The sequence below is a fragment of the Vibrio kasasachensis genome, from assembly GCF_050337565.1.
GTDB classification, from domain to species: Bacteria; Pseudomonadota; Gammaproteobacteria; order Enterobacterales; family Vibrionaceae; genus Vibrio; species Vibrio kasasachensis.
In genome coordinates this window covers 1-20,872 of record NZ_JAKJTB010000012.1, presented here as the reverse complement: position 1 = coordinate 20,872, position 20,872 = coordinate 1, and the positions used below count along the sequence as shown (strand labels likewise).

At 44.0% G+C, this 20,872-nt stretch carries 20 protein-coding genes; 13 read left to right on the top strand and 7 right to left on the bottom strand.

Going from position 1 to position 20,872, the window contains the following annotated elements:
- Nucleotides 1-69: 69 nt before the first annotated feature.
- The 4 genes from L4C38_RS08905 to L4C38_RS08890 all read right to left on the bottom strand — a co-directional run bounded on the left by L4C38_RS08905 (nucleotide 70) and on the right by L4C38_RS08890 (nucleotide 4,758).
- Complete coding sequence (locus L4C38_RS08905; RefSeq protein ID WP_428797196.1) at nucleotides 70-1,281, bottom strand: cyclic di-GMP phosphodiesterase; 1,212 nt, start codon at nucleotides 1,279-1,281, stop codon at nucleotides 70-72.
- Nucleotides 1,282-1,539: 258 nt separating this feature from the next.
- Nucleotides 1,540-2,013, bottom strand: a complete 474-nt coding sequence (locus L4C38_RS08900; protein WP_428797195.1) for a response regulator — start codon at nucleotides 2,011-2,013, stop codon at nucleotides 1,540-1,542.
- A 1-nt stretch (nucleotide 2,014) separates the two neighbouring features.
- Complete coding sequence (locus L4C38_RS08895) at nucleotides 2,015-3,337, bottom strand: ATP-binding protein (RefSeq protein ID WP_428797194.1); 1,323 nt, start codon at nucleotides 3,335-3,337, stop codon at nucleotides 2,015-2,017.
- A gap of 2 nt (nucleotides 3,338-3,339) precedes the next feature.
- The gene (locus L4C38_RS08890) at nucleotides 3,340-4,758 is read right to left on the bottom strand and encodes an SLC13 family permease (protein ID WP_428797193.1); all 1,419 of its coding nucleotides are present in this window, start codon (nucleotides 4,756-4,758) and stop codon (nucleotides 3,340-3,342) included.
- A gap of 235 nt (nucleotides 4,759-4,993) precedes the next feature.
- On the opposite strand from L4C38_RS08890, the gene purT reads away from it, so the two are divergent.
- Nucleotides 4,994-6,169, top strand: coding sequence for a formate-dependent phosphoribosylglycinamide formyltransferase (gene purT / locus L4C38_RS08885; protein ID WP_428797192.1), 1,176 nt, complete (start codon nucleotides 4,994-4,996; stop codon nucleotides 6,167-6,169).
- A 90-nt stretch (nucleotides 6,170-6,259) separates the two neighbouring features.
- On the opposite strand, the gene L4C38_RS08880 is transcribed toward purT, so the two are convergent.
- Complete coding sequence (locus tag L4C38_RS08880) at nucleotides 6,260-6,907, bottom strand: thiopurine S-methyltransferase (protein ID WP_428797191.1); 648 nt, start codon at nucleotides 6,905-6,907, stop codon at nucleotides 6,260-6,262.
- Between the two features lie 307 nt (nucleotides 6,908-7,214).
- On the opposite strand from L4C38_RS08880, the gene L4C38_RS08875 reads away from it, so the two are divergent.
- Together L4C38_RS08875 and L4C38_RS08870 are read left to right on the top strand one after the other, a co-directional pair.
- Entirely contained in the window at nucleotides 7,215-7,991 is a 777-nt protein-coding gene (locus tag L4C38_RS08875; RefSeq protein WP_428797190.1) for a nucleotidyltransferase family protein, read from the top strand.
- A 104-nt stretch (nucleotides 7,992-8,095) separates the two neighbouring features.
- Nucleotides 8,096-9,076, top strand: coding sequence for a DUF3187 family protein (locus L4C38_RS08870; RefSeq protein ID WP_428797189.1), 981 nt, complete (start codon nucleotides 8,096-8,098; stop codon nucleotides 9,074-9,076).
- Here the strand turns inward: L4C38_RS08870 and L4C38_RS08865 are convergent.
- A complete protein-coding gene (locus tag L4C38_RS08865; protein WP_428797188.1) occupies nucleotides 9,073-9,816 on the bottom strand; it encodes a sporulation protein in 744 nt (247 codons plus the stop codon). The genes L4C38_RS08870 and L4C38_RS08865 overlap by 4 nt on opposite strands.
- Nucleotides 9,817-10,024: 208 nt before the next feature.
- Here L4C38_RS08865 and hutC point away from each other — a divergent pair, with 208 nt between their 5' ends.
- The 10 genes from hutC to artM all read left to right on the top strand — a co-directional run bounded on the left by hutC (nucleotide 10,025) and on the right by artM (nucleotide 20,464).
- Complete coding sequence (hutC, locus tag L4C38_RS08860; protein WP_428797187.1) at nucleotides 10,025-10,744, top strand: histidine utilization transcriptional repressor HutC; 720 nt, start codon at nucleotides 10,025-10,027, stop codon at nucleotides 10,742-10,744.
- Between the two features lie 97 nt (nucleotides 10,745-10,841).
- Nucleotides 10,842-12,086: an imidazolonepropionase gene (gene hutI, locus L4C38_RS08855; protein WP_428797186.1), complete on the top strand. Its 1,245-nt coding sequence runs from the start codon at nucleotides 10,842-10,844 to the stop codon at nucleotides 12,084-12,086.
- Complete coding sequence (hutG, locus tag L4C38_RS08850; protein ID WP_428797185.1) at nucleotides 12,079-13,077, top strand: formimidoylglutamase; 999 nt, start codon at nucleotides 12,079-12,081, stop codon at nucleotides 13,075-13,077. The genes hutI and hutG overlap by 8 nt, the downstream gene beginning before the upstream one ends.
- Before the next feature lie 20 nt (nucleotides 13,078-13,097).
- Nucleotides 13,098-14,795, top strand: coding sequence for a urocanate hydratase (gene hutU / locus L4C38_RS08845; protein ID WP_428797184.1), 1,698 nt, complete (start codon nucleotides 13,098-13,100; stop codon nucleotides 14,793-14,795).
- 10 nt (nucleotides 14,796-14,805) lie between these two features.
- A complete protein-coding gene (hutH, locus tag L4C38_RS08840) occupies nucleotides 14,806-16,338 on the top strand; it encodes a histidine ammonia-lyase (RefSeq protein WP_428797183.1) in 1,533 nt (510 codons plus the stop codon).
- A 164-nt stretch (nucleotides 16,339-16,502) separates the two neighbouring features.
- Nucleotides 16,503-17,231 carry a DUF3581 domain-containing protein gene (locus tag L4C38_RS08835; RefSeq protein ID WP_428797182.1) on the top strand — a complete coding sequence of 243 codons (729 nt, stop codon included), beginning with the start codon at nucleotides 16,503-16,505 and terminating at the stop codon, nucleotides 17,229-17,231.
- 336 nt (nucleotides 17,232-17,567) lie between these two features.
- Entirely contained in the window at nucleotides 17,568-18,296 is a 729-nt protein-coding gene (artP, locus tag L4C38_RS08830; protein WP_428797181.1) for an arginine ABC transporter ATP-binding protein ArtP, read from the top strand.
- A 77-nt stretch (nucleotides 18,297-18,373) separates the two neighbouring features.
- Entirely contained in the window at nucleotides 18,374-19,108 is a 735-nt protein-coding gene (locus tag L4C38_RS08825) for a lysine/arginine/ornithine ABC transporter substrate-binding protein (RefSeq protein ID WP_428797180.1), read from the top strand.
- A 1-nt stretch (nucleotide 19,109) separates the two neighbouring features.
- Nucleotides 19,110-19,799, top strand: a complete 690-nt coding sequence (artQ, locus tag L4C38_RS08820) for an arginine ABC transporter permease ArtQ (protein ID WP_428797179.1) — start codon at nucleotides 19,110-19,112, stop codon at nucleotides 19,797-19,799.
- Nucleotides 19,796-20,464, top strand: coding sequence for an arginine ABC transporter permease ArtM (gene artM, locus L4C38_RS08815; protein WP_428797178.1), 669 nt, complete (start codon nucleotides 19,796-19,798; stop codon nucleotides 20,462-20,464). Before artQ ends, artM begins: the two co-directional genes overlap by 4 nt.
- 74 nt (nucleotides 20,465-20,538) lie before the next feature.
- Here the strand turns inward: artM and L4C38_RS08810 are convergent.
- Nucleotides 20,539-20,872: IS3 family transposase (locus L4C38_RS08810; RefSeq protein WP_428797177.1), on the bottom strand; the 334-nt coding region annotated here is incomplete at its 5' end.

Sequence of the window (20,872 nt, the reverse complement as noted above, 5' to 3'; positions counted from 1 at the left end):
ATAATTCGCTCGACTATTTTCAATAAAAAAAGGCGCCATTAAGCGCCTTTTTTATTAGAAAATGGATAATTACAGATCAAAAAATGGGGTCGGGTCTACTTCTAAATTGTGCGGCGCAATTGCTTTTAAAATTTTTACCGCGCTGTGCTTCAAATCGAGGTAGCTCACTTCAACATAACGTTTGTATTTTCGCGAGTAGAAGCATTTCACTTCTGGCTTCAACGGCTCGTCAGTGTTTGATGTCCAAATAATTCCCACTCGTCCATCATTGAGCTCCACCACCGAACCCACCGGAAACACACCAATACAGTTGATAAACTTATACACTAAATCTTTATCTAGATGATTGGGCGTCAAGCTTAATAATATTTTAAAGGCTTCTGCCGAACTCATACCTCGTTTATAACAGCGGTCAGCGGTTAAGGCATCGTAGATATCAACGATACTACTCATCCGCCCATGCATCGGTAACTGATCAGCCGTCAAACCCGAGGGGTAACCTGAGCCATCAAGCTTTTCGTGGTGCATTAAGCAAACATCTCGAGAAACATCACTTAAGCCTTTGACATTGGTAATAATTTGCTTCGCATACACTTGATGAAGCTTCATATGCTCGAACTCTTCTGGTGTTAAACGAGCAGGCTTATGTAGAACTTTGTCATCAACTTTAATCTTACCGACATCATGAATAATGCCACCAATAGCCATTTGCTTAAGTGTTTCTTTAGGCAAGCCTAAATGCTTGCCAAAGCTCACCAATAAGCACGCTACGTTAACTGAATGTTCAAGCAAATATTTATCTTTATTGCGAAGTGCTGATACACACTGTAGTGCATCCGAATCAACCGCCACAGAGTCAATCACATCGTCAGCCCATTCTTCTATTTCATCAACGTGTATTACTTTACCTTCAAAGGTTTGGTTGATGAGTTTCTGAGCTAACCCTTTAGCTTCACGAATAATTTTTGATGCACGTTTTTGCTGAGTAAAACGGCTTTGCTTCTTGGGTTTTATATCAGCTATTTCACTCACTTCTTGCTGAGGCGTTTCTTGTATTGTCGGAGAGACTGGTTTAAAAATACATCCTTTCGCTGACAGTTCTTGATCGACCCAAGCGTACCTCACTCCACTTTGCTTCAATTGCTCAATAGCGTCATTGTTTGATACACGTCCAGCATTAGTAAGATTGACACGTTTGCTATGTTCAATAGCAGTAACGAACATACCTGTTCTTAACGTATCAATGGCAATTTTTATAGATTTTTTTGGATCGTACTGCATCGTAATAACAAACTTCGTATCCGTTCAAAAACTACTAGTAGTATATTACGCCTGATATGACATTTCCTTACTGAATGTAGCAATTGCTTTAATTTCGTTCATATTTAAGCCACAAACTAAATTCGAGTAAGCACAATTTTCTTAAATGCGTCGCATTTTCTCCTAATATATAAAACCCAATATAACCTCACTAAATATTGGGTTTTATTTGTACGATCATTAATCAATAATAATTAATTATTGTGTGGATACGTATTATTATCTCAATCGATCTAACACAACCTGCTGATCTAAAAATGCATGGTACGGCGTATAATCTAACCCAGAATCAAAAATATATTCAGTAGCTAAACGTGTAATCGATTCAACAAGAAAATCCGCTTGCCATGGTTTTTCAAAGTATTGATTTATTCCCGCAGTATTAATCGCTTGAATTGTATCTGTATGCGTAGCTTGCCCTGTAAGCAGCACTTTTTTAGTGTGTGTGAAGCGGCGGTCTTGGCTCACTTCAGTTAACAATTCAACACCCGTTTTTCCCGGCATAACGTGGTCAGAGACCAGTACAGCAATATACTCTCCTTCTGAGTCAAGCTCATCCATAAGTGCTAACACCTCGTCCGCTGATTCGCAGTCTTCTATATTCAACCACTCAGCTAACGGTTCAAGATCGTGCAATACCGCGCTCAGAACCTCTCGCTGGTCGTCGACACAAATTACATTTAACTTGTCCATGTTAATCCTCGATAGGTAGTTTAATTCTAAATATTGTATGCTCGCTATCACTCTTAACCGCAATACTACCGCCATAACCAGAAATTATACGGCGAACGATGGATAGACCAAGCCCCAAGCCGAAAGATAACCCACCTTTCTTGGTGGTAAAGTTCGGGTCGAAAATTCTTCTTCTTGTATGAGGTTCTATTCCGGGACCATTATTTATTATGGTAACAAATATTCGATTTCGGTTTTGCCGAGTTCTTATTTCAATCTTCGGCGATTGCATTTCGATCATTGCGTCACATGCATTCTTAATAATGTTAACCCAAACCTGTACCAATTCTGTTTGTGAACCTTTAAATAACGGTAATTCTCCCGGTCGCACTCTCACCGCTACAGGGCGTAGATCGCTGTGCAACAGTGCCACAGCGCGGTTAATGCTTTCATTCACATCGACTTCTTCGACCGTATCAATATCCGATCGCCCCAGTTGTTTTACCGATCGCACAATACCAACTGTATGTTGTGATGCAGAACGAAGATCATGAAGATCTCGCCCCATTTTCCAATATTTCACCGCTTCTTTGGGGGTTTTAAGCCAATGCGCGGATATTGCTTCACCCGGTAGCGCCCGAGCTAAATCTTTCGCCGTGGCTTTATCTAACCCATAACGTTTTTCAAACTCTTTGGCTCTAACTCTTGCATCACTTGAGGAACTCTTCTGTCCGAAGAGTAAACCATGGTCAAAAAACTCGCTCGCTTCAGGGTGGAGCTCTTCTAATAGCGTTACAATGATTTGTTCTAAACGTTCAGATTTACTACTCACAACGCCTATCGCATTATTAAGTTCATGCGCAATGCCGGCAGCGAGTTGCCCCAAGGTGGTCATTTGCTCAGCCAAATTTAGCTCGCGCAAAGCCTTCTCTTTCGCCATTGCTTCTTGCGTAGCACGCCACTGCCGACGCGACAACTCATTAACGATCACTGGTGTAAACTGAGCAGTCAAAGGACCAAATGTCGCTTCTTCTACTGCCGGGATATTACGATCAATCCACGCCAATCTGGCGTCCGTTTTTGCTATCACTTTTGACGACGCCATTGATGTGCCTGAAAAAAAACTATGCACTCCAATAAATGCTCCTTGGCTGGCTGAGAAAACTTTGGTTGAATTTTCCCCTCTCTCGGAAACATAACCCTCAAGTTCGCCATCCAACACATAGTAAAGTCGCTCGTTGAAGCCGTGCTGTTCAATGAGCGTCGCACCCGACTCCACCAGCAACGTTCGCTCCGGTTGGCTAAAATAGCGGCTAATTAGACTTGTTAAATCAGCTTGATACATCGTTATCCAATATGTCCTACAGAGTGGAGAACCCACACAAGTACAAAACTCAATACAACACCAATCACACCAAGAATCACACCTACACGTGCCATTTGGCTACTTTGTACGTTACCCGTAGCGTGTGCCAACGCATTGGGTGGCGTACTGATAGGCAATGACATACCCAGTGATGCGGCAAAAGTAACCACTAGAATTAACGTCACTTCCCCTCCTAATGGAGCAAGCGATGTCATTGATGAGCCTAATGCAGCCATAATTGGCATCAATAAGTTAGCAGTCGCGGTATGCGACATAAAATTCGCCATAATTAAGCAAAGAAATGCTGCACCAAATAAAACCACATATGGCGAATACTCATCAAACGGAATACTGTGGACCACTAATCTGGCAAGTCCTGTTTTGTCGAGCGCCAGGCCTAACGCAATACCACCGGATACTAACCAAAGCACGTCCCAAGAAATCTTTTTTAGATCTTCTCTATTAATGATGCCAGTAAGAGAGAATACCGCTACTGGGATCAACGCAACCGTATAAGAGTTCATACCGTGGGCTGAGCCCATTAACCAAAGCAAAATTGTTGAACCAAAAGTGATGTAAACCATAATTGCTTTTGGTGTTTTAAGAAACTTGCCTTTAATCGATAAATCGATACTTTTTTGATCCGCAGTATAGAGCGCGTTAATTAGGAACCAAGCCAATGCCATCATCACAATCACAAATGGCACGCCAAACACCATCCACTCACCAAAAGAAATGAAGTTTTCCCCAACTAGGTATTTAAGCGCAATCGCATTTGGTGGTGTACCAATTGGAGTACCGATACCACCGATATTAGCCGCAACCGGAATACACAGCGCAAATGCCACACGACCGGGATCTTTAGGACCAAATACCGCGATCACTGGCGTTAATATAGAAAGCATCATCGCAGTCGTTGCAGTATTCGACATAAACATCGAAAACGTTGCTGTGATTAGCATCAAGCCTAACATCACATATTTAGGATCATTACCGAAAGGTTTAAGCAATACACGAGCTAGGTTGACATCTAAACGATATTTGGTTGCAGCCATCGCAAGAAAGAAACCACCTAAGAAAAGCATGATAATTGGGCTAGCAAACGTCGCCATTATCTCGTTGTATTTAAGCAGTTCACCAAAGTGTGCTTCACCTTGGTCTAAACGTAAAAAGATAAGCCCTTTGTCGGAAAGCATCAGCAGTTCAAGGACGATAATCACTACGGATGTGGCATAGATAGGAATTGGCTCAAAAACCCAACATAAAGCAGCCAGTAAGAAAATCGCTATAACCCTTTGCTGAAGGATAGTAATACCTTCAAACGGGAAAGCACTTAATGGCATGAAAAGAATTATCAGCGGTATCCCCACCGGAATGATGTATTTTAAATATGCTCGCATTACGCCACTACTCTTCCTGAGATTGTCTATTTCTATCATCCACTGATTGTTCTTAATAGATTTGGTGTTAGATCAAGGATATTTAATTCACAAATCATACAGTTGAAAAAGTGTGCTTCATGTCAGCTTTTGTTATTAATCTAGCTTTGATTACACTCGCGCAAACGTTTGCTTTTTGTGGTTATTCCAGTATGATTCTGGACAGTTTTCAATATCTTTAGACGAAAGGTTTGGTATGTTTGGTACAGCAACTAGTGAAAATTCTACCCGTGTTCTTCTATTGGGCTCAGGCGAACTTGGCAAAGAAGTTGCCATAGAATGTCAGCGTTTAGGTTTAGAAGTGATCGCATGTGATCGTTATGAGAATGCACCAGCTATGCAGGTTGCTCACCGAAGCTACGTACTGGACATGCTTGACGGTGATGCCTTAGAAAAGATTATTGCCCTAGAAAAGCCGGATTACGTTGTACCTGAAATCGAAGCGATTGCCACTGATAAGCTAGTAGAGCTTGAAGCCAAAGGGCTCAATGTCGTGCCAACCGCTAACGCAACCAAACTCACCATGAACCGCGAAGGTATTCGTCGCCTAGCTGCGGAAGATTTGGCGTTAACCACATCCCCTTACCGCTTTGCTGATACCTATCAAGATTTCACCTCCGCAGTAGAAGCGGTGGGTATTCCGTGTGTCTGCAAACCAGTTATGAGTTCTTCAGGTAAAGGACAAAGTGTCATCAAAAGTGCTGACGACGTTGAGAAAGCATGGCGCTACGCTCAAGAAGGCGGAAGAACGGGTGCGGGACGAGTTATTGTCGAAGGCTTTATCGATTTCGACTATGAGATCACCCAATTAACTGTCAGAGCTTCAGACGGGGTCCACTTCTGTGCGCCTATTGGTCATCGCCAAGAAGACGGCGATTATCGTGAATCATGGCAGCCACAAGTGATGTCTGATGCAGCACTTAAAGCAGCGCAACATGCCTCAGAAAAAGTCGTCAATGCACTTGGCGGTTACGGAATTTTTGGTGTTGAGTTATTCGTAAAAGGTGACACTGTCATTTTTAATGAAGTCTCTCCTCGCCCGCATGATACTGGGTTGATTACTCTTTTATCGCAAGATATGTCTGAATTTGCTCTCCATGTTCGCGCCTTTACTGGCATGCCTATTTCGGAAATCACTCAATACGGTCACTGTGCTTCTGCGGTTATTTTGGGGCAAGGAACCTCAAATAATATTCGCTACGACGGCGTTGCCGATGCGTTAGCTGCACCACAAACACAACTGCGTTTATTTGGTAAACCTGATATTGACGGACGTCGTCGACTTGGCGTTGCTATCACTCAACGCAGTACGATTGAACAAGCGATTGAAGATGCGGTAAGTGCGGCAAATAAAGTAAGAGTCATTTACTAAACGCCACTTCGTCCTATCTCAATTAAAAAAACGCTTGCAGCCTTTGTTACCCAAATAGCGTTGCAAGCGTCTTTGATTGTCTATTTCCGATCAACTCTCGATCAAATATACTTCTTCAGCAAACCTACTCAGACCTTTCTTCGCAATTTTCGGGTGTGTATCATCTGCTTGATCACAATAGAGTTTAGTGATTTTGTACTCACCAAAATGACGCTGCACTTCTTGCTCATGAATAGAAAAAGGAGGTCCCGCCATTTCTTGCTGTGGGTAATCTAAGGTTACCAACAAAATACGGGCACCTGGGTTGAGCAAAGATTTTAATCGCGCGACGTACTCGTCACGCATTTCTTCTGGTAACGCGATCAACGCTGCTCGATCGTACACAATATCAACTGGTTTAATTGGTGCTGTAAAGTAATCACCCACATAGATAGAGAGTTCATCAAATTGAAACAGTTCATGTTGCCCATTAATAGGTATCACCATTGGGGTATAGAAATGCTCCGCAAAGAATGAACGTACTGCTATGTTACTTAACTCGACACCTTGGACATCCTCATGTTTGGTTGCCAACCAAACTAAATCTTCCGATTTACCACACAGCGGAACAAACACTTTATCGCTGAAAGAAGGTTGAGTATTTTGCCAAAATTTAAGCAAAAGCGGATTCACATCTTCTAAATGAAAACCGATGACGTTAGATGCCCATTTGTTATGCCAAAATTCTGGATCTTTCATGTTACTTGTCTCTGCTGACTTTTGAGTGCTAAGACTATCTAAAAGCACTGCAAATATAAACAAACCATTCACATTGTGTTCAGTTTAATCCGATATACTTATTTACACTTTCTGGATGAACTTATTCGGATCGATTCAATCCAAATGATTACTAATGGGAGCCAGTTAAAACTTTTGCATCAATACTATTTGATAGGATTGAGTTTGCTCAAACAGCCCCAATGATTAATGTAGATAGTTGATTTGTTTAGGTGTGATGACTTCTAGTTCCCCTTTTTCTAAACAACGACAATCCTGAGGAGAGTGAATGAGCTTATTCCTACGCACTACGGCACTTATGCTTTTAATGCTAAGCCGTTCTCCAGCTTTTGCCGCAATGCCAATGCCTGCGCCAAATAGCGATGGCAACCGAAGTGCAAACCAAGATCAAGTGTGCTCAAAAGCCTTCAAGCACAATTTAAGTGGCTTGTACGGTATTTCATCCACTGATACGACCCCGCTTCAGCCCTATTCAGATTTCGATGTGCTTTATAGTAAAGCGCACCAAGCTCAATATGAGCTAGAGACTATCTGTAAAAGTACAGCTCTTCTCACCCGCACTAATGCCTATTTTGCAGGCGTGAAATCCTCTCACCGTGCGCAAGAAAAAATTGCCCTTGAACTGGACAACCAAGTAAACCGTATTACTGATTTAGCACGAGCAACTATTGTTGCAGACGATGTAGCAAGTCTAATGGAGGTTTATGAAGTACTCGATCGCGAAACGACCATCGTAAAAGTAAAAAACCGCTTTAAAAAACCAGCCGCTTCAGGCTATCGCGATCTAAACCTGTTAGTTAAGCTACCTAAAACTAATTTAGTAGCGGAAGTGCAACTGCATTTAAAAGCAATTGCTGATGTTAAATCGGGTCCTGAACATGCTTTATATGAAAGAATTCAGCGCATTGAACGCCATGCTGATACTGAAAAACGCATACAAAATGAATTTGAAACTGCGCAAATCGAAAACATGCGTCGTCAATCACGCCAACTTTACCAAGACGCTTGGCAACCCTACATTACCACCAACTTAAGTGCCGCTTAACTACAAACAGGCTGAATTATCAGCCTGTTTTTATTTGTATTTATTTCTCTAACCTTTAATTTCTAAACTATAGTCTTATCAAGAATAACTAGAAGAAATGTGATATGAATAAGACTATTTTATTGGCGGGCGCGCCTTTAATAACCGCACTGACCGTACACGCGGCACCGCCGCAATCGACCAACTATGGACCGTTACAAACTTACGCACAATCACCCTTCATCACTAACGGTCTCGCACCACAACTACGCTCTGGCTTTTCAATTCCGGAAAACAATGTCGAACTTTCCGCCTCATTAACGGCTGCCAGTATTTGGGCTAAAAATGGTCTCTACGAACTCGATTACTACCAAAACCAGTTACAGCTTGGTGGTAAATGGCAGCTAAACTCTTCTTGGCAATTTGAGCTAGGTTATCGCTGGAATTACGCCGGCAATAATAGCCTCGACTCGCTGACTATTGCCTTTCACGACTGGTTTTCCATTGACCAAAATGGTCGAGATTTGGTTGAGAATGATCGTTATGTTATCGACATACCAGGTTATGATATTAATCAACGAGATTTCCGCGGCGAAATGCTGAGCCAAGGTTTATACAGTTATCTGCAATATCAACTCTATCAAATTGAACGACACGGTTTATCGTTCGGTCTAAGCTTATATTACAGTGATATTGGACACGGTTTTTTTGCTCACAGCGATTGGGAGCAAGGATTGCAGCTCAATTACGGTTACCTTAATGGCAATCATGGCTTTGACCTTACTGCCAGCCAAACTTTTCGGGACACTCCAAGCAATTTTATCCAAATGCCCTACGTGTCAAACAACTGGTTTGTCGGCGCGAGTTATCGTTATCAATGGTATCAAAACCATTACCTCATCGGACAGGTCGGGTTTTATGAAGGCATTTCTACGGCGAATGATGATTTTGCTAAGATCGCTACCGAAGTCACGTTAGGCTATCGTTACCAAATGCCACAATCGGCTGTCGAGTTCTCAGTTGTGGAGAATATGATCACTGCCGATAACAGCACCGATATCGCATTTTCGTTTGCTTACCGGTACCGCTACGGCGCAAGTAATTAAATTGCAAGCACGCGAGAAACAGCAGATTGAACTTCACCGTCTGATGCTTCGCGCGACAGCGTGAAAGAGGTGTATTGATCACCACGCATACCCAGTGAGCGATCCACCTCAGCTAAGCAGTGAACTAAACTGCCTTCAATAACAAATGACAACTCAATCTCTTTCTTATTGATAAAACCACCGTTTCTAAACTCAATTTCCTGATAGCAGCCTGATTTGGAACTGAAGTTTCCGCCACGCAGATACCCTTTCTCAACATCGGATTTAACCAATTCAAAGCCACCACGCTCTATTGCATCAATCACTTTAGCCACCACAGGTAGCGGACGGACATCAATATAATCGCGGTCTTTTGGGTCTATTGCGAAATCAATATCAAGTGTCGTTTCTAACCAGACATGACATTGATTTTTAATCGCGTTCAACGATGTTATTGGCGTTTCGTCATGCAACTGCAATTCAAATGGAACTTGCTTGGCTTGGTTTGCTTCAATCACAAACGGCTGCACTGCCTGTAGTTGACCCAAGATGAACTCTTGGTAGCTCACCCCGTTATCTGACTCAACCTTAACTTCAGTACAAATTTTCAAGGTAATGGCATCAATCTGTTGTTCAACATCACCACCTTGAATGTGCACAACGCCTTTCACTCTCTCACCTTGGAAAACAGCCATACTCTCTATCACTGTGTCCACTTTGGCTGATCCAATTCCCATTGAAGCTTTTAACTTTCCAAACATCTTGTTCCCTTTATCTATTCTTATTGTAACCAAGTAATCGCAAGAGACTTGGCGAGAATTTGTATCTCATATCCTTTAGCAACATCGCAAGTTTTTTCCTTATCGACTGAGCCTTATCTCATTCGTTTGATTGATTTTTATCCCACACTTGCATTTGTAGTGTCACAACCATTACATTTGTATAGTCAATTTAATTAAGTGTCTGTTTATGTCTCAATTGCCTTTATACCAACAAATTAAACGCTATATCCTCAGTCAGATTGATTCTGGAACTTGGACGATTGGTCAACGCATTAGCACGGAATTCGAACTCACCGAGCAGTTTAATGTCAGTCGTATGACGGTCAATAAAGCCATTCGAGATTTAGTCAGTGAAGGTCGGCTTCAGCGCACCCCTAGGTTAGGAACGTTTGTCTGCCAAGTATTGGATAAAGCCGAATCCCCATTAATTGATATACGAAACATCGCCGTTGAAGTGACTGAGAGGGGTAAGATTTATAGCAATAAGGTGCTGGCTCAATCACAGATTACCGCCGATGAAACAACAGCCACCAAATTGGGTATCATGCGCGGTAACCCGGTCTTCTTCAGCGAGATCATTCACTACGCAGACGACATGCCTATTCAACTAGAATTGCGCTGGGTTAACCCTGAATACGCCGCCGATTACTTAAAACAAGACTTTAGCCAACAAACACCCACTCAATACTTGTTTGATGCTTGCCCTCTTAGCGCAATCGAACACAGTGTAGAAGCCGTTACCATTGACGCAGAAAAGCGCAAGTTACTCAAAGTGACGGACAACGAACCTTGTCTACTACTTAATCGTCGCACATGGAGCGGTAATAACCTTGTTAGCAGTGCTCTACTCTACCATCCGGGCTCAAGATACAAATTAAGTTCCACAATCAATTTACGATCACGTTAATTATTCCGTAAATTGATCACATTTCGATTACATGTAAGTTGATCAAACCCAGCGTTAATACCATTATTTGTATATACATTATATTCGAGTGATAGGTATGAACGACAGAGGTACAGAAAAAGGCTCGACATCAGGCAGCTATGATCTGCTATTAGAGAATGCTCGCCTTGTCACGCTAGTGGCAAGCCCTCAAGGGTACGAAGTCATTCACGCGAACCTATACCTGCGTGATGGTAAAATTGCCGCCATCAGCCCAAATCATCTTATCGCTTCTGTTACCGACACCCTCGACTGCCAAGGAAGATTGGTTACACCCGGATTTATCGATTGTCATACCCATCTGGTGTATGCGGGTAACCGAGCAAATGAGTTTGAAATGCGCCTCAATGGCACTCCTTACCAAACCATTGCTCAACAGGGCGGCGGTATTCTTTCCACGGTAAAAGCCACTCGTCAAGCAAGCCAAGAGCAACTTACTCAGCAAGCATTGATAAGATTAGATGGGCTAATTCGCAGCGGTGTCACCAGTGTGGAAATCAAATCTGGCTACGGATTAAACCTGAATGACGAGCTAAAAATGCTGCGCGCAGCTAAAGCATTAGAGCGCCATCGGCATATTCGTGTATCCCCAACGTTATTAGCAGCGCACGCTGTGCCACCCGAATACAAAGGGCAAGCTGATCGCTACATTGATTTGGTGTGTGAAGAGATCATTCCAGCTGTCGCCGATGAAAAGTTGGCAGATAGTGTCGATGTTTTCTGCGAGTCAATTGGCTTCAACCTTAAACAAACTGAGCGAGTGTTTGCCAGCGCACGGCAACACGGATTAGCGATAAAAGGTCACACCGAACAACTATCCAACCTCGGGGGTAGCGCGCTCACTGCTCAATATAACGGCTTATCTGCCGATCACATCGAGTATCTCGATGAAGCTGGAGTGATAGAGATGGCAAAGTTTGGCACCGTTGCCACCCTACTACCCGGCGCTTTCTATTTTTTACGGGAGACACAAAAGCCTCCGATTACGCTGCTTCGTCAGCACAAAGTCCCTATGGCAATCTCAACAGATCTCAATCCCGGCACGTCACCTTTTGCAGATTTGACTATGATGATGAATATGGGCTGCACTATGTTCGGCTTAACGCCTGAAGAAACTCTGCGCGGAGTCACGTGTCATGCAGCTCGAGCACTCGGTGTGGGGGCAAGTCGCGGACAAATCGGCGTTGGATTCGATGCGGATTTGGCAATATGGGACATCGATCACCCCGCTGAATTTAGTTACCTTCAAGGCGTAAAACGTTTATACGCCAGACTTGTTCAGGGAGCGGTAAGTTATGCCTAGTCCACCCATCACCCAACAAGAGTTTCATTGGCAAGGGCGCATTGATGATGAAGATGGCGCAGCAGGAAAACGCGTTCACAGTGTCATTAAAACCATGCAAGTGAGCGAGCTACAACCCGACAGCAATGCCGTTAGTATTCTTGGTTTCGCATGCGATGCTGGTGTTGCCCGCAACAAAGGACGTGTTGGTGCACGTAAAGCGCCAGATTTAATCCGTCGCGCGTTGGCTAATATGGCATGGCATCAGAAAAGCCATATCGTCGATTTAGGTACGGTAGTTTGTGACGATGATCTGCTAGAGCAAGCGCAATCCAACTGTGCCGATGTAATCGCAACTGCGCTACATTCAACACCGGTGATTACATTGGGTGGCGGGCATGAAGTTGCATGGGCATCGTTTCTTGGTTTAGCTCGTTATTTAGAACAGTTGAATTCCGCGACCTCTCCGAGGATTGGCATCATCAATTTTGATGCCCACTTTGATTTGCGCGCCTTTGAACACCCGAGCATGGATGTAAAAACCAGCTCCGGAACCCCCTTTAATCAAATTCAACAATATTGCCAAGAGAAACAGTGGTCATTTCATTACGCTTGTTTGGGCGTTAGCCGTGCAAGCAACACTCCTGCGCTATTTAAACGAGCGGATGAGTTCAAAGTTTGGTATGTCGAAGATAAAGATCTTTCACATCTTAATCATGTATACCACCTAACCCAATTGCAGCATTTTATCGATAACTGTGACTACATCTATCTCACCATTGATTTGGATGTATTCCCCGGAGCTATTGCGCCCGGAGTCAGTTCACCAGCAGCTCGTGGCATCAGTTTAGACACAATAAACCTCTTTTTAGAACGAATTCTACATTACAAAAACAAGTTGATTGTCGCCGATATCGCCGAATACAACCCAACCTATGATGTCGATAGCCAGACGGCTCGGCTAGCCGCTCGGCTGTGCTGGGATATCGCCAACGCTTTCTCAGAGAAATAGTGAACACAAGGAGTCTTCTTATGACGGAACGCAGCAGTAACGATACGCGTCTCGATACTCAACGCACCATTCGATCCCCACGCGGAACCACGCTGCGCGCGCGCTCTTGGCTCACCGAAGCGCCACTGCGAATGTTAATGAATAACCTCGATCCTGAAGTTGCCGAACATCCTCATGCTTTAGTGGTTTATGGCGGTATTGGTCGAGCAGCACGAAATTGGGCCTGTTTTGATAAAATCGTTGAGGTATTGGAGCGGTTAGAAGAAGACCAAACACTGTTAGTACAATCAGGTAAGCCTGTCGGTGTCTTTGCCACACACAAAGATGCGCCACGAGTACTGATTGCCAATTCAAACCTTGTGCCACACTGGGCAAATTGGGAGCATTTCAATCAACTCGATAAGCAAGGGTTAATGATGTACGGTCAAATGACCGCAGGTAGCTGGATTTACATAGGATCACAAGGCATTGTACAAGGTACTTACGAAACCTTTGTTGCGGTGGCAAAACAACATTTCGGTGGAACAAGTAAAGACCGCTGGATTTTAACTGGTGGACTTGGTGGCATGGGTGGTGCCCAACCACTTGCCGCGACAATGGCAGGCTTCTCAATGCTCGCCGTTGAGTGTGATGAATCACGCATCGATTACCGTTTACGTACAGGGTATGTTGATAAGAAAGCCACCAACCTAGATGAAGCACTTGAGCTGATTAACCATACCGACAAACCGATTTCAGTTGGCTTACTCGGCAATGCAGCGGATGTGTTTACTGAATTGGTCGAACGTAATATCACCCCTGATGTGGTCACAGACCAAACGTCTGCCCATGACCCTCTTAACGGCTATCTACCGCAAGGTTGGAGCATGGCTTTTGCTGAAGAAATGCGCCAAAAAGATGAGCACAAAGTCGTCGCTGCCGCCAAACAATCAATGGCGGTGCAAGTACAAGCGATGCTCAAACTACAAGCTAGTGGTGCGGCAACGCTTGACTACGGTAACAACATTCGCCAAATGGCGCTTGAGCAAGGCGTTGACAATGCCTTTGATTTCCCGGGTTTTGTCCCCGCCTATATTCGTCCACTCTTTTGCCAAGGGATCGGACCATTTCGATGGGTAGCGCTTTCTGGTGATCCAGAAGATATCTATAAAACTGACCAAAAGGTCAAAGAACTGATCCCTAACGACCCTCATTTACATAACTGGCTCGATATGGCGCGCGAACATATTCAATTCCAAGGCTTACCGGCGCGTATTTGTTGGGTTGGGCTGAAAGACCGTGAACGTTTAGGGCAAGCTTTTAACCAAATGGTCAAAGATGGTGAACTTAAAGCCCCGATTGTAATTGGTCGAGACCATCTTGATTCTGGCTCTGTGGCGAGTCCCAATCGCGAAACCGAAGCCATGCTTGATGGCTCAGATGCAGTATCCGATTGGCCACTACTCAATGCTTTGCTTAATACCGCTGGCGGTGCCACTTGGGTATCACTGCACCACGGTGGTGGAGTGGGGATGGGTTTCTCACAACACTCTGGCATGGTGATTTGTTGCGACGGCAGTGATGATGCAGGCCGACGCATTGCCCGTGTACTTCAGAATGACCCTGCCACTGGCGTGATGCGTCATGCCGATGCAGGCTACGATATCGCCAAACAGTGCGCCGCTGACCAACGCCTCGATCTGCCAATGCTCAATCAAGAACTCGCTCAGCTGCGTTAGGAGAGTAACGATGTTAAACCTACGACTTAAACCCGGTTACCTAGATCTCAAACAGTTACGTCAAATTAGCCGCTCACCAGTCAACCTAAGTTTAGATCCCGATTCATTTGAAGCGATTGAGCAAAGTACAGCGGTTGTTGAACAAGTCATTACCGAGAATCGTACAGTGTATGGCATCAATACAGGGTTTGGATTACTCGCCAATACCCGTATCGAACCACAAGATCTAGAAGTACTGCAAAGGAGTATCGTCTTATCGCACGCAGCTGGTATCGGCAAATTTATGTCTGATGAAACGGTTCGCTTAATGATGATTCTAAAGATCAACAGCCTCGCACGCGGTTACTCTGGTATTCGACTCTGCGTGATACAAGCTCTGATAGAACTCGTCAATGCACAGGTTTACCCATGTGTTCCCAAAAAAGGCTCTGTTGGCGCTTCAGGTGATCTAGCCCCACTCGCTCACATGAGTACGGTATTACTTGGGGAAGGTCAGGCTCGCCACAACGGTAAACTAATTTCAGGTAACGAAGCGTTAGCCATTGCGGGCTTAAGCCCTATAACACTGGCACCAAAAGAAGGGTTAGCCCTGCTCAACGGTACACAAGCCTCGACTGCTTTTGCGCTTGAAGGGCTCTTTGCGGCCGAAGATCTCTATGCTTCTGCAACTGTGTGTGGCGCGATGTCGGTTGAAGCGGCTCTAGGCAGCCGCAAGCCATTTGACCCACGCATTCACCGTGTGCGTGGTCATCGCGCGCAAATGGATGCAGCAACGGCTTACCGTCACATGCTCGCGGCTAGCAGCGAGATAGGTGAATCACACACCGAATGTGAAAAGGTTCAAGATCCTTACTCATTGCGCTGCCAGCCCCAAGTGATGGGTGCATGTTTGCAGCAACTTCGTAATTCTGCTGAAATTTTGCAAGTTGAGGCAAACTCAGTCTCAGACAACCCACTGGTATTTGCCGACGATGGTGACATTATCTCTGGCGGTAATTTTCATGCAGAGCCAGTCGCAATGGCGGCAGACAATTTAGCACTAGCGATTGCCGAGATTGGCAGTTTATCGGAACGACGCATGGCGTTATTGATCGACAGTGCACTGAGTAAACTACCGCCATTCTTGGTTGATAATGGCGGCGTAAACTCTGGGTTTATGATCGCTCAGGTAACTTCAGCAGCGCTGGCTAGTGAGAACAAAACCCTCGCCCACCCCGCTTCAATTGATAGCTTGCCAACCTCTGCAAACCAAGAGGATCACGTTTCAATGGCCACCTTTGCCGGGCGACGTTTACGTGATATGGCGGAAAACACACGCGGTATCTTGGCGGTGGAGTACCTTGCATCTGCTCAAGGGTTGGATTTTCGAGCACCTTTGAAATCCTCCAGCAATGTGGAGATAGCCAAGCAAATGCTACGCGAAAAAGTCGCTTTTTATGATAAAGACCGATACTTTTCGCCCGATATTGAACAGGCCAATTCTCTGCTTAAACTGGCGATACACAACGAACTAATGCCATCTGGCACCTTGCCAAGCATTTGATTTATTTGACAACATAGAATCGCTAGCATTAGAGGTGCCACCATTTTGGTGACACCTCTCTTTTATCACACAGATATGCAGATTTCACTGTGGTGACTGGATTGACCAGTCAAATCAATTCCTCATATATAATCGCAGGCAGTTTTGGCTACTAAGCGTAATATATGTTTCTATCACCGTACTTTTCTACACAAGATCATCAATTCCAATTCACTCGTCTTCAAGCGAGCCATTTTGCCAAGAAAGTGGCAGGCGACTTTAACCCAATTCACGATGAAGACAGCAAGCGCTTCTGCGTGCCTGGCGATTTGCTCTTTGCTGTTCTACTAAGCAAGCAAGGTATCAGCAAAAAAATGCACTTTAAATTCTCTGGAATGGTGAGTGATGGAAAAGCGCTTCATATCGAGAACAAATGCTCGAACGAATCAGCGGTGGTTGACGAAAACGGTAAAGAATACCTACATATGAGCCGCGATGGTGAAGTAACCCAAGACGCTGAGTTAATTGAGCACGTGGTGGCGAACTACGTTCGTTTCTCTGGTATGAACTTCCCACACATTATGGTACCGCTAATGGAAGAAAAGCAGATGATGATCAACTGCCAACGCCCGTTAGTGATTTATGAAAGCATGGAAATTGAATTTGAGCGCCTTGATCTAAGCGATCCTGAAGTCACATTCTCTGGCGCAACTTTCGATGTTGAAGGCAAACGCGGTCTTGTTACTCTTAACTTTGACTTCATCCAAGATGGTGAAGTAGTTGGTAAAGGGATTAAACGTATGGTCGCAAGTGGGCTTAAACCATACAACCAAGAAGATATTGATGACTTGGTAAACCGTTTTCACGAGCGAAAAGACGCCTTTCTTGCGCAGTTTGCTCAAGCCGCCGCTTGAAAGTAACTCGTTCAATCAAGCCTCGCTAATTTAGCGGGGCTTTTTTATATCTCCTCCCCCCCTTTCTCATCAATTCTCTCTGTCTGTTTCTCAATAAACTGCTTTTTTACCCGATTTAAACTGTGGTCTTTTATTGAAGCTCTATTCACTGCCAAATTTCTACGATGATGTCGTATAGACTCGCTTACTCTTTGACTTAGCTCAGTGAATTCTATTATTTTGCTGCTCATTATTTATACATAATATTAACAAATCAAATTTATATACATTTTTATTGCATAATTTCTCAGCTTTAGTAGTATGAATGACATGTGGTAATTAATGCAGTTTTTAAGCATGAGTATTCAAGTAAAACAAATAGATAAATCTTACGGCACTACCCAAGTTCTTCACGATGTCAGCTTCGAATGCAACAACGGTGAAACCCTCGTATTACTTGGTCCAAGTGGTGCAGGAAAAAGCTCATTGCTTCGTATTCTTAACTTGCTTGAAAACGCAGATAATGGCCAATTAGCGATCGCTAATCACCAATTTGATTTTGCTTCTTCAATCACAGAAAAACAGGAGCTGCAGCTACGTCGTAAAGTGGGCATGGTATTCCAGCAATACAATCTTTGGCCCCATATGACCGTGATGCAAAACTTAATTGAAGCGCCGGTAAAGGTTGCAGGGATGACTGTTGAAGCAGCAAAGCAACAAGCTTTAGAAATACTGACCACACTGCAATTGGCAGACAAAGCTAACACATGGCCTTTGCAGCTTTCTGGCGGTCAGCAACAACGTGTTGCGATTGCAAGAGCTTTGATGATGAAACCGGAAGTGTTGCTTTTTGATGAGCCTACGGCGGCACTCGATCCAGAGATCACCACTCAAGTAGTCGAAATCATCAAAGAACTGAGCGCAACTGGTATCACTCAAGTTGTCGTAACACATGAAGTGGAATTCGCTAAAAAAATTGCTTCTCATGTGTTGTATTTGGAGAAAGGACGCATCGTTGAACACGGTACGAGTGAAATATTTTCCAATCCGCAAACCACTGAGTTTGCCGATTACCTAAGACATTAATGATTTAAACAGTCACACAATTCAAACTTTCGCTGCCCATTGACGGAGTCAGCCTTTGTAATTTATGGAGTAATACAATGAAAAAAATCCTTCTAGCTTCGTTAATCGGTGTTGTTTCCACTCACGCTCTTGCACAAGAAGAGATCAAGTTTGTGATGGAAGCGACTTACCCTCCTTTTGAATACATGGATGAAAGCAACCAAATCCAAGGTTTTGATGTCGATCTTGCCAACGCTCTTTGTGAAGAGATGAAAGCAAAATGTACATTCCATAACCAAGCCTTTGACAGTTTGATCCCTGCACTTAAGTTCAAACGTTATGACGCAGCTATTTCAGCAATGGATATTACCGATGCACGTTTAGAGCAAGTTAGCTTTAGCAATGCATACTACGACAATGCCGCAGCATTCATTGCTCTTGAAGGTAAAGTTGCAGATCAAGCCGCGCTGGAAGGCAAGCGTGTTGGTGTGCAAAATGGTTCAACGCACCAAAGCTTCTTAATGGATCAAATGCCAGGTGTAACCACTGTTCCTTACTCAAGCTATCAAGATGCGTTCATTGATATGAAAAATGGCCGTATTGATTCAGTCTTTGGTGATAATGCAGTAGTAGCAGAATGGTTCAAAGACACCGACAACAAACTTGCTTATATTGGTGAAAACATCACTAACGCAAAATACTTCGGCAATGGTTTCGGTATCGCAGTAAACAAAGACAACCAAGCGCTGGTTGAAAAACTGAACAAAGCGTTGGTTGCGGTAACTGGTAACGGTACTTACCAAGATATCCACACTAAGTACTTCGGTAACTAATATGGCGCTAACGGGTTATTCTTTATCGCTCGTTCAAGCTAGTTGGATGACTGTCCAACTAGCTTGCGCTAGCTTAATGGTTGGGCTGGTATTAGCGGTGATTTTCGCTACGGGTGAAATGTCTCGCCGTATCGCTTTTAAATGGCCAACCACTGCTTTTGTTACTGTGGTCCGAGGCTTGCCTGAGCTTTTAGTGGTTCTATTTATTTACTTTGGCTCGACTCAAGTGCTGTTTTTGATCACAGGTGAGTTCATTGAAATTAGCCCGTTTATCTCCGGCGTTATCGCGCTATCGCTGATCTTTGCTTCATACGCATCACAGACTATTCGTGGTGCGCTTAAAGCGGTCAATAGAGGTCAGCGCGAAGCCGCTAGTGCACTAGGCATGAATCGCGCTCATGCATTTTTTAAAATTATTTTGCCTCAAGCCGTTCGCCATGCTCTTCCAGGTTTAACCAACCAATGGCTTGTTTTGCTCAAAGATACGGCGCTAGTTTCACTGATTGGAGTAACCGATCTACTTAAACAAGCTCAGCTAACGTCGGCATCTACCCACGAAGCATTCACTTGGTATGCCACAGCAGCCGCTATCTACCTCGTCATCACTTTGATTACTCAGTATGTGGTGAAGATTATCGACAACAAATTCTCCATCAAAGGTATGAGCGAACTCAAAGGGGCTAAAGCATGAAGCAAGAACATTTATGGCAAATGCTTGATGGACTCGTAGCCAGTTTTCAACTAACCATCGCCTCACTCTTGGTTGGCTGTATTCTTTCATTACTGATGACCGTAATATTAATCATGCGTACGCCTATTCTTCATTGGCTAAGCCGCGGCATTATTATCTTATTTACTGGTACACCATTATTAGTGCAAATTTTCTTGATCTACTATGGTCCGGGACAGTTTGAGTGGATTAGAGAAAGCATTTTATGGAATTGGTTAAGCCAACCATGGTTTTGCGCCATGTTCGCCCTTGCTCTGAATACGGCTGCGTATAGCACACAGCTGTTTAAAGGAGCATTTAACACTATCCCTTCGGGGCAATGGCACGCATGTAAAGCGCTCGGTATGAGCAAAGCGCAAAGCTTAAAAGTGTTGCTGCCTTATGCGCTACGTCGCGCGATTCCAGCCTACTCGAATGAAGTCATCTTAGTCTTTAAAGGCACATCTCTTGCCAGTACCATCACCATTATGGATTTGATGGGCTATGCGCAAAGAATCAATGCGCAAACTTACGATACGCTTACCGTGTTCGGCATTGCTGGCTTATTCTATTTACTGGTGAACGGCATACTGACTCTGTTATTCCGTCAACTTGAGAAAAAAGCGCTCGCTTTTGAAGCCGTGTAACGCCTCAAATCACGCTTCTGAAAATGAAAAAGCCGCAGAATAATGAAGTGACCCCGTAAAGTTGGACATTTCTGTTAAGCGGCTTTCAAGGTCTGAGTTCGATATTCTATCGGAGTCAGGTCTTTTAGTTTCACTTTTATACGTTTGGTATTGTAGTACTCGATGTATTCTTTAATTTGCTCTATCAAATCATCTGCATCTTCAAAGCTTTGGTTGTGATACATCTCTGTTTTGAGTAAAGCAAAAAAGTTTTCAGCAACAGCATTATCCAAGCAGTTACCTTTTCTCGACATGCTTTGCGTTAACCCACTCTCCGCTACCTTTTTCTGGTACTGTCGATGGCGATATTGCCAACCTTGATCGCTATGTATAATTGGCTTTGAGTTGGGTTCAAGCGTTGATATAGCT

Bases quoted from the DNA above. Each gene is read 5' to 3' on its own strand.
- L4C38_RS08905 (WP_428797196.1), bottom strand. From the start codon at position 1,281: ATGCAGTACGATCCAAAAAAATCTATAAAAATTGCCATTGATACGTTA.
- L4C38_RS08900 (WP_428797195.1), bottom strand. From the start codon at position 2,013: ATGGACAAGTTAAATGTAATTTGTGTCGACGACCAGCGAGAGGTTCTG.
- L4C38_RS08895 (WP_428797194.1), bottom strand. From the start codon at position 3,337: ATGTATCAAGCTGATTTAACAAGTCTAATTAGCCGCTATTTTAGCCAA.
- L4C38_RS08890 (WP_428797193.1), bottom strand. From the start codon at position 4,758: ATGCGAGCATATTTAAAATACATCATTCCGGTGGGGATACCGCTGATA.
- purT (WP_428797192.1), top strand. From the start codon at position 4,994: ATGTTTGGTACAGCAACTAGTGAAAATTCTACCCGTGTTCTTCTATTG.
- L4C38_RS08880 (WP_428797191.1), bottom strand. From the start codon at position 6,907: ATGAAAGATCCAGAATTTTGGCATAACAAATGGGCATCTAACGTCATC.
- L4C38_RS08875 (WP_428797190.1), top strand. From the start codon at position 7,215: ATGAGCTTATTCCTACGCACTACGGCACTTATGCTTTTAATGCTAAGC.
- L4C38_RS08870 (WP_428797189.1), top strand. From the start codon at position 8,096: ATGAATAAGACTATTTTATTGGCGGGCGCGCCTTTAATAACCGCACTG.
- L4C38_RS08865 (WP_428797188.1), bottom strand. From the start codon at position 9,816: ATGTTTGGAAAGTTAAAAGCTTCAATGGGAATTGGATCAGCCAAAGTG.
- hutC (WP_428797187.1), top strand. From the start codon at position 10,025: ATGTCTCAATTGCCTTTATACCAACAAATTAAACGCTATATCCTCAGT.
- hutI (WP_428797186.1), top strand. From the start codon at position 10,842: ATGAACGACAGAGGTACAGAAAAAGGCTCGACATCAGGCAGCTATGAT.
- hutG (WP_428797185.1), top strand. From the start codon at position 12,079: ATGCCTAGTCCACCCATCACCCAACAAGAGTTTCATTGGCAAGGGCGC.
- hutU (WP_428797184.1), top strand. From the start codon at position 13,098: ATGACGGAACGCAGCAGTAACGATACGCGTCTCGATACTCAACGCACC.
- hutH (WP_428797183.1), top strand. From the start codon at position 14,806: ATGTTAAACCTACGACTTAAACCCGGTTACCTAGATCTCAAACAGTTA.
- L4C38_RS08835 (WP_428797182.1), top strand. From the start codon at position 16,503: ATGTTTCTATCACCGTACTTTTCTACACAAGATCATCAATTCCAATTC.
- artP (WP_428797181.1), top strand. From the start codon at position 17,568: ATGAGTATTCAAGTAAAACAAATAGATAAATCTTACGGCACTACCCAA.
- L4C38_RS08825 (WP_428797180.1), top strand. From the start codon at position 18,374: ATGAAAAAAATCCTTCTAGCTTCGTTAATCGGTGTTGTTTCCACTCAC.
- artQ (WP_428797179.1), top strand. From the start codon at position 19,110: ATGGCGCTAACGGGTTATTCTTTATCGCTCGTTCAAGCTAGTTGGATG.
- artM (WP_428797178.1), top strand. From the start codon at position 19,796: ATGAAGCAAGAACATTTATGGCAAATGCTTGATGGACTCGTAGCCAGT.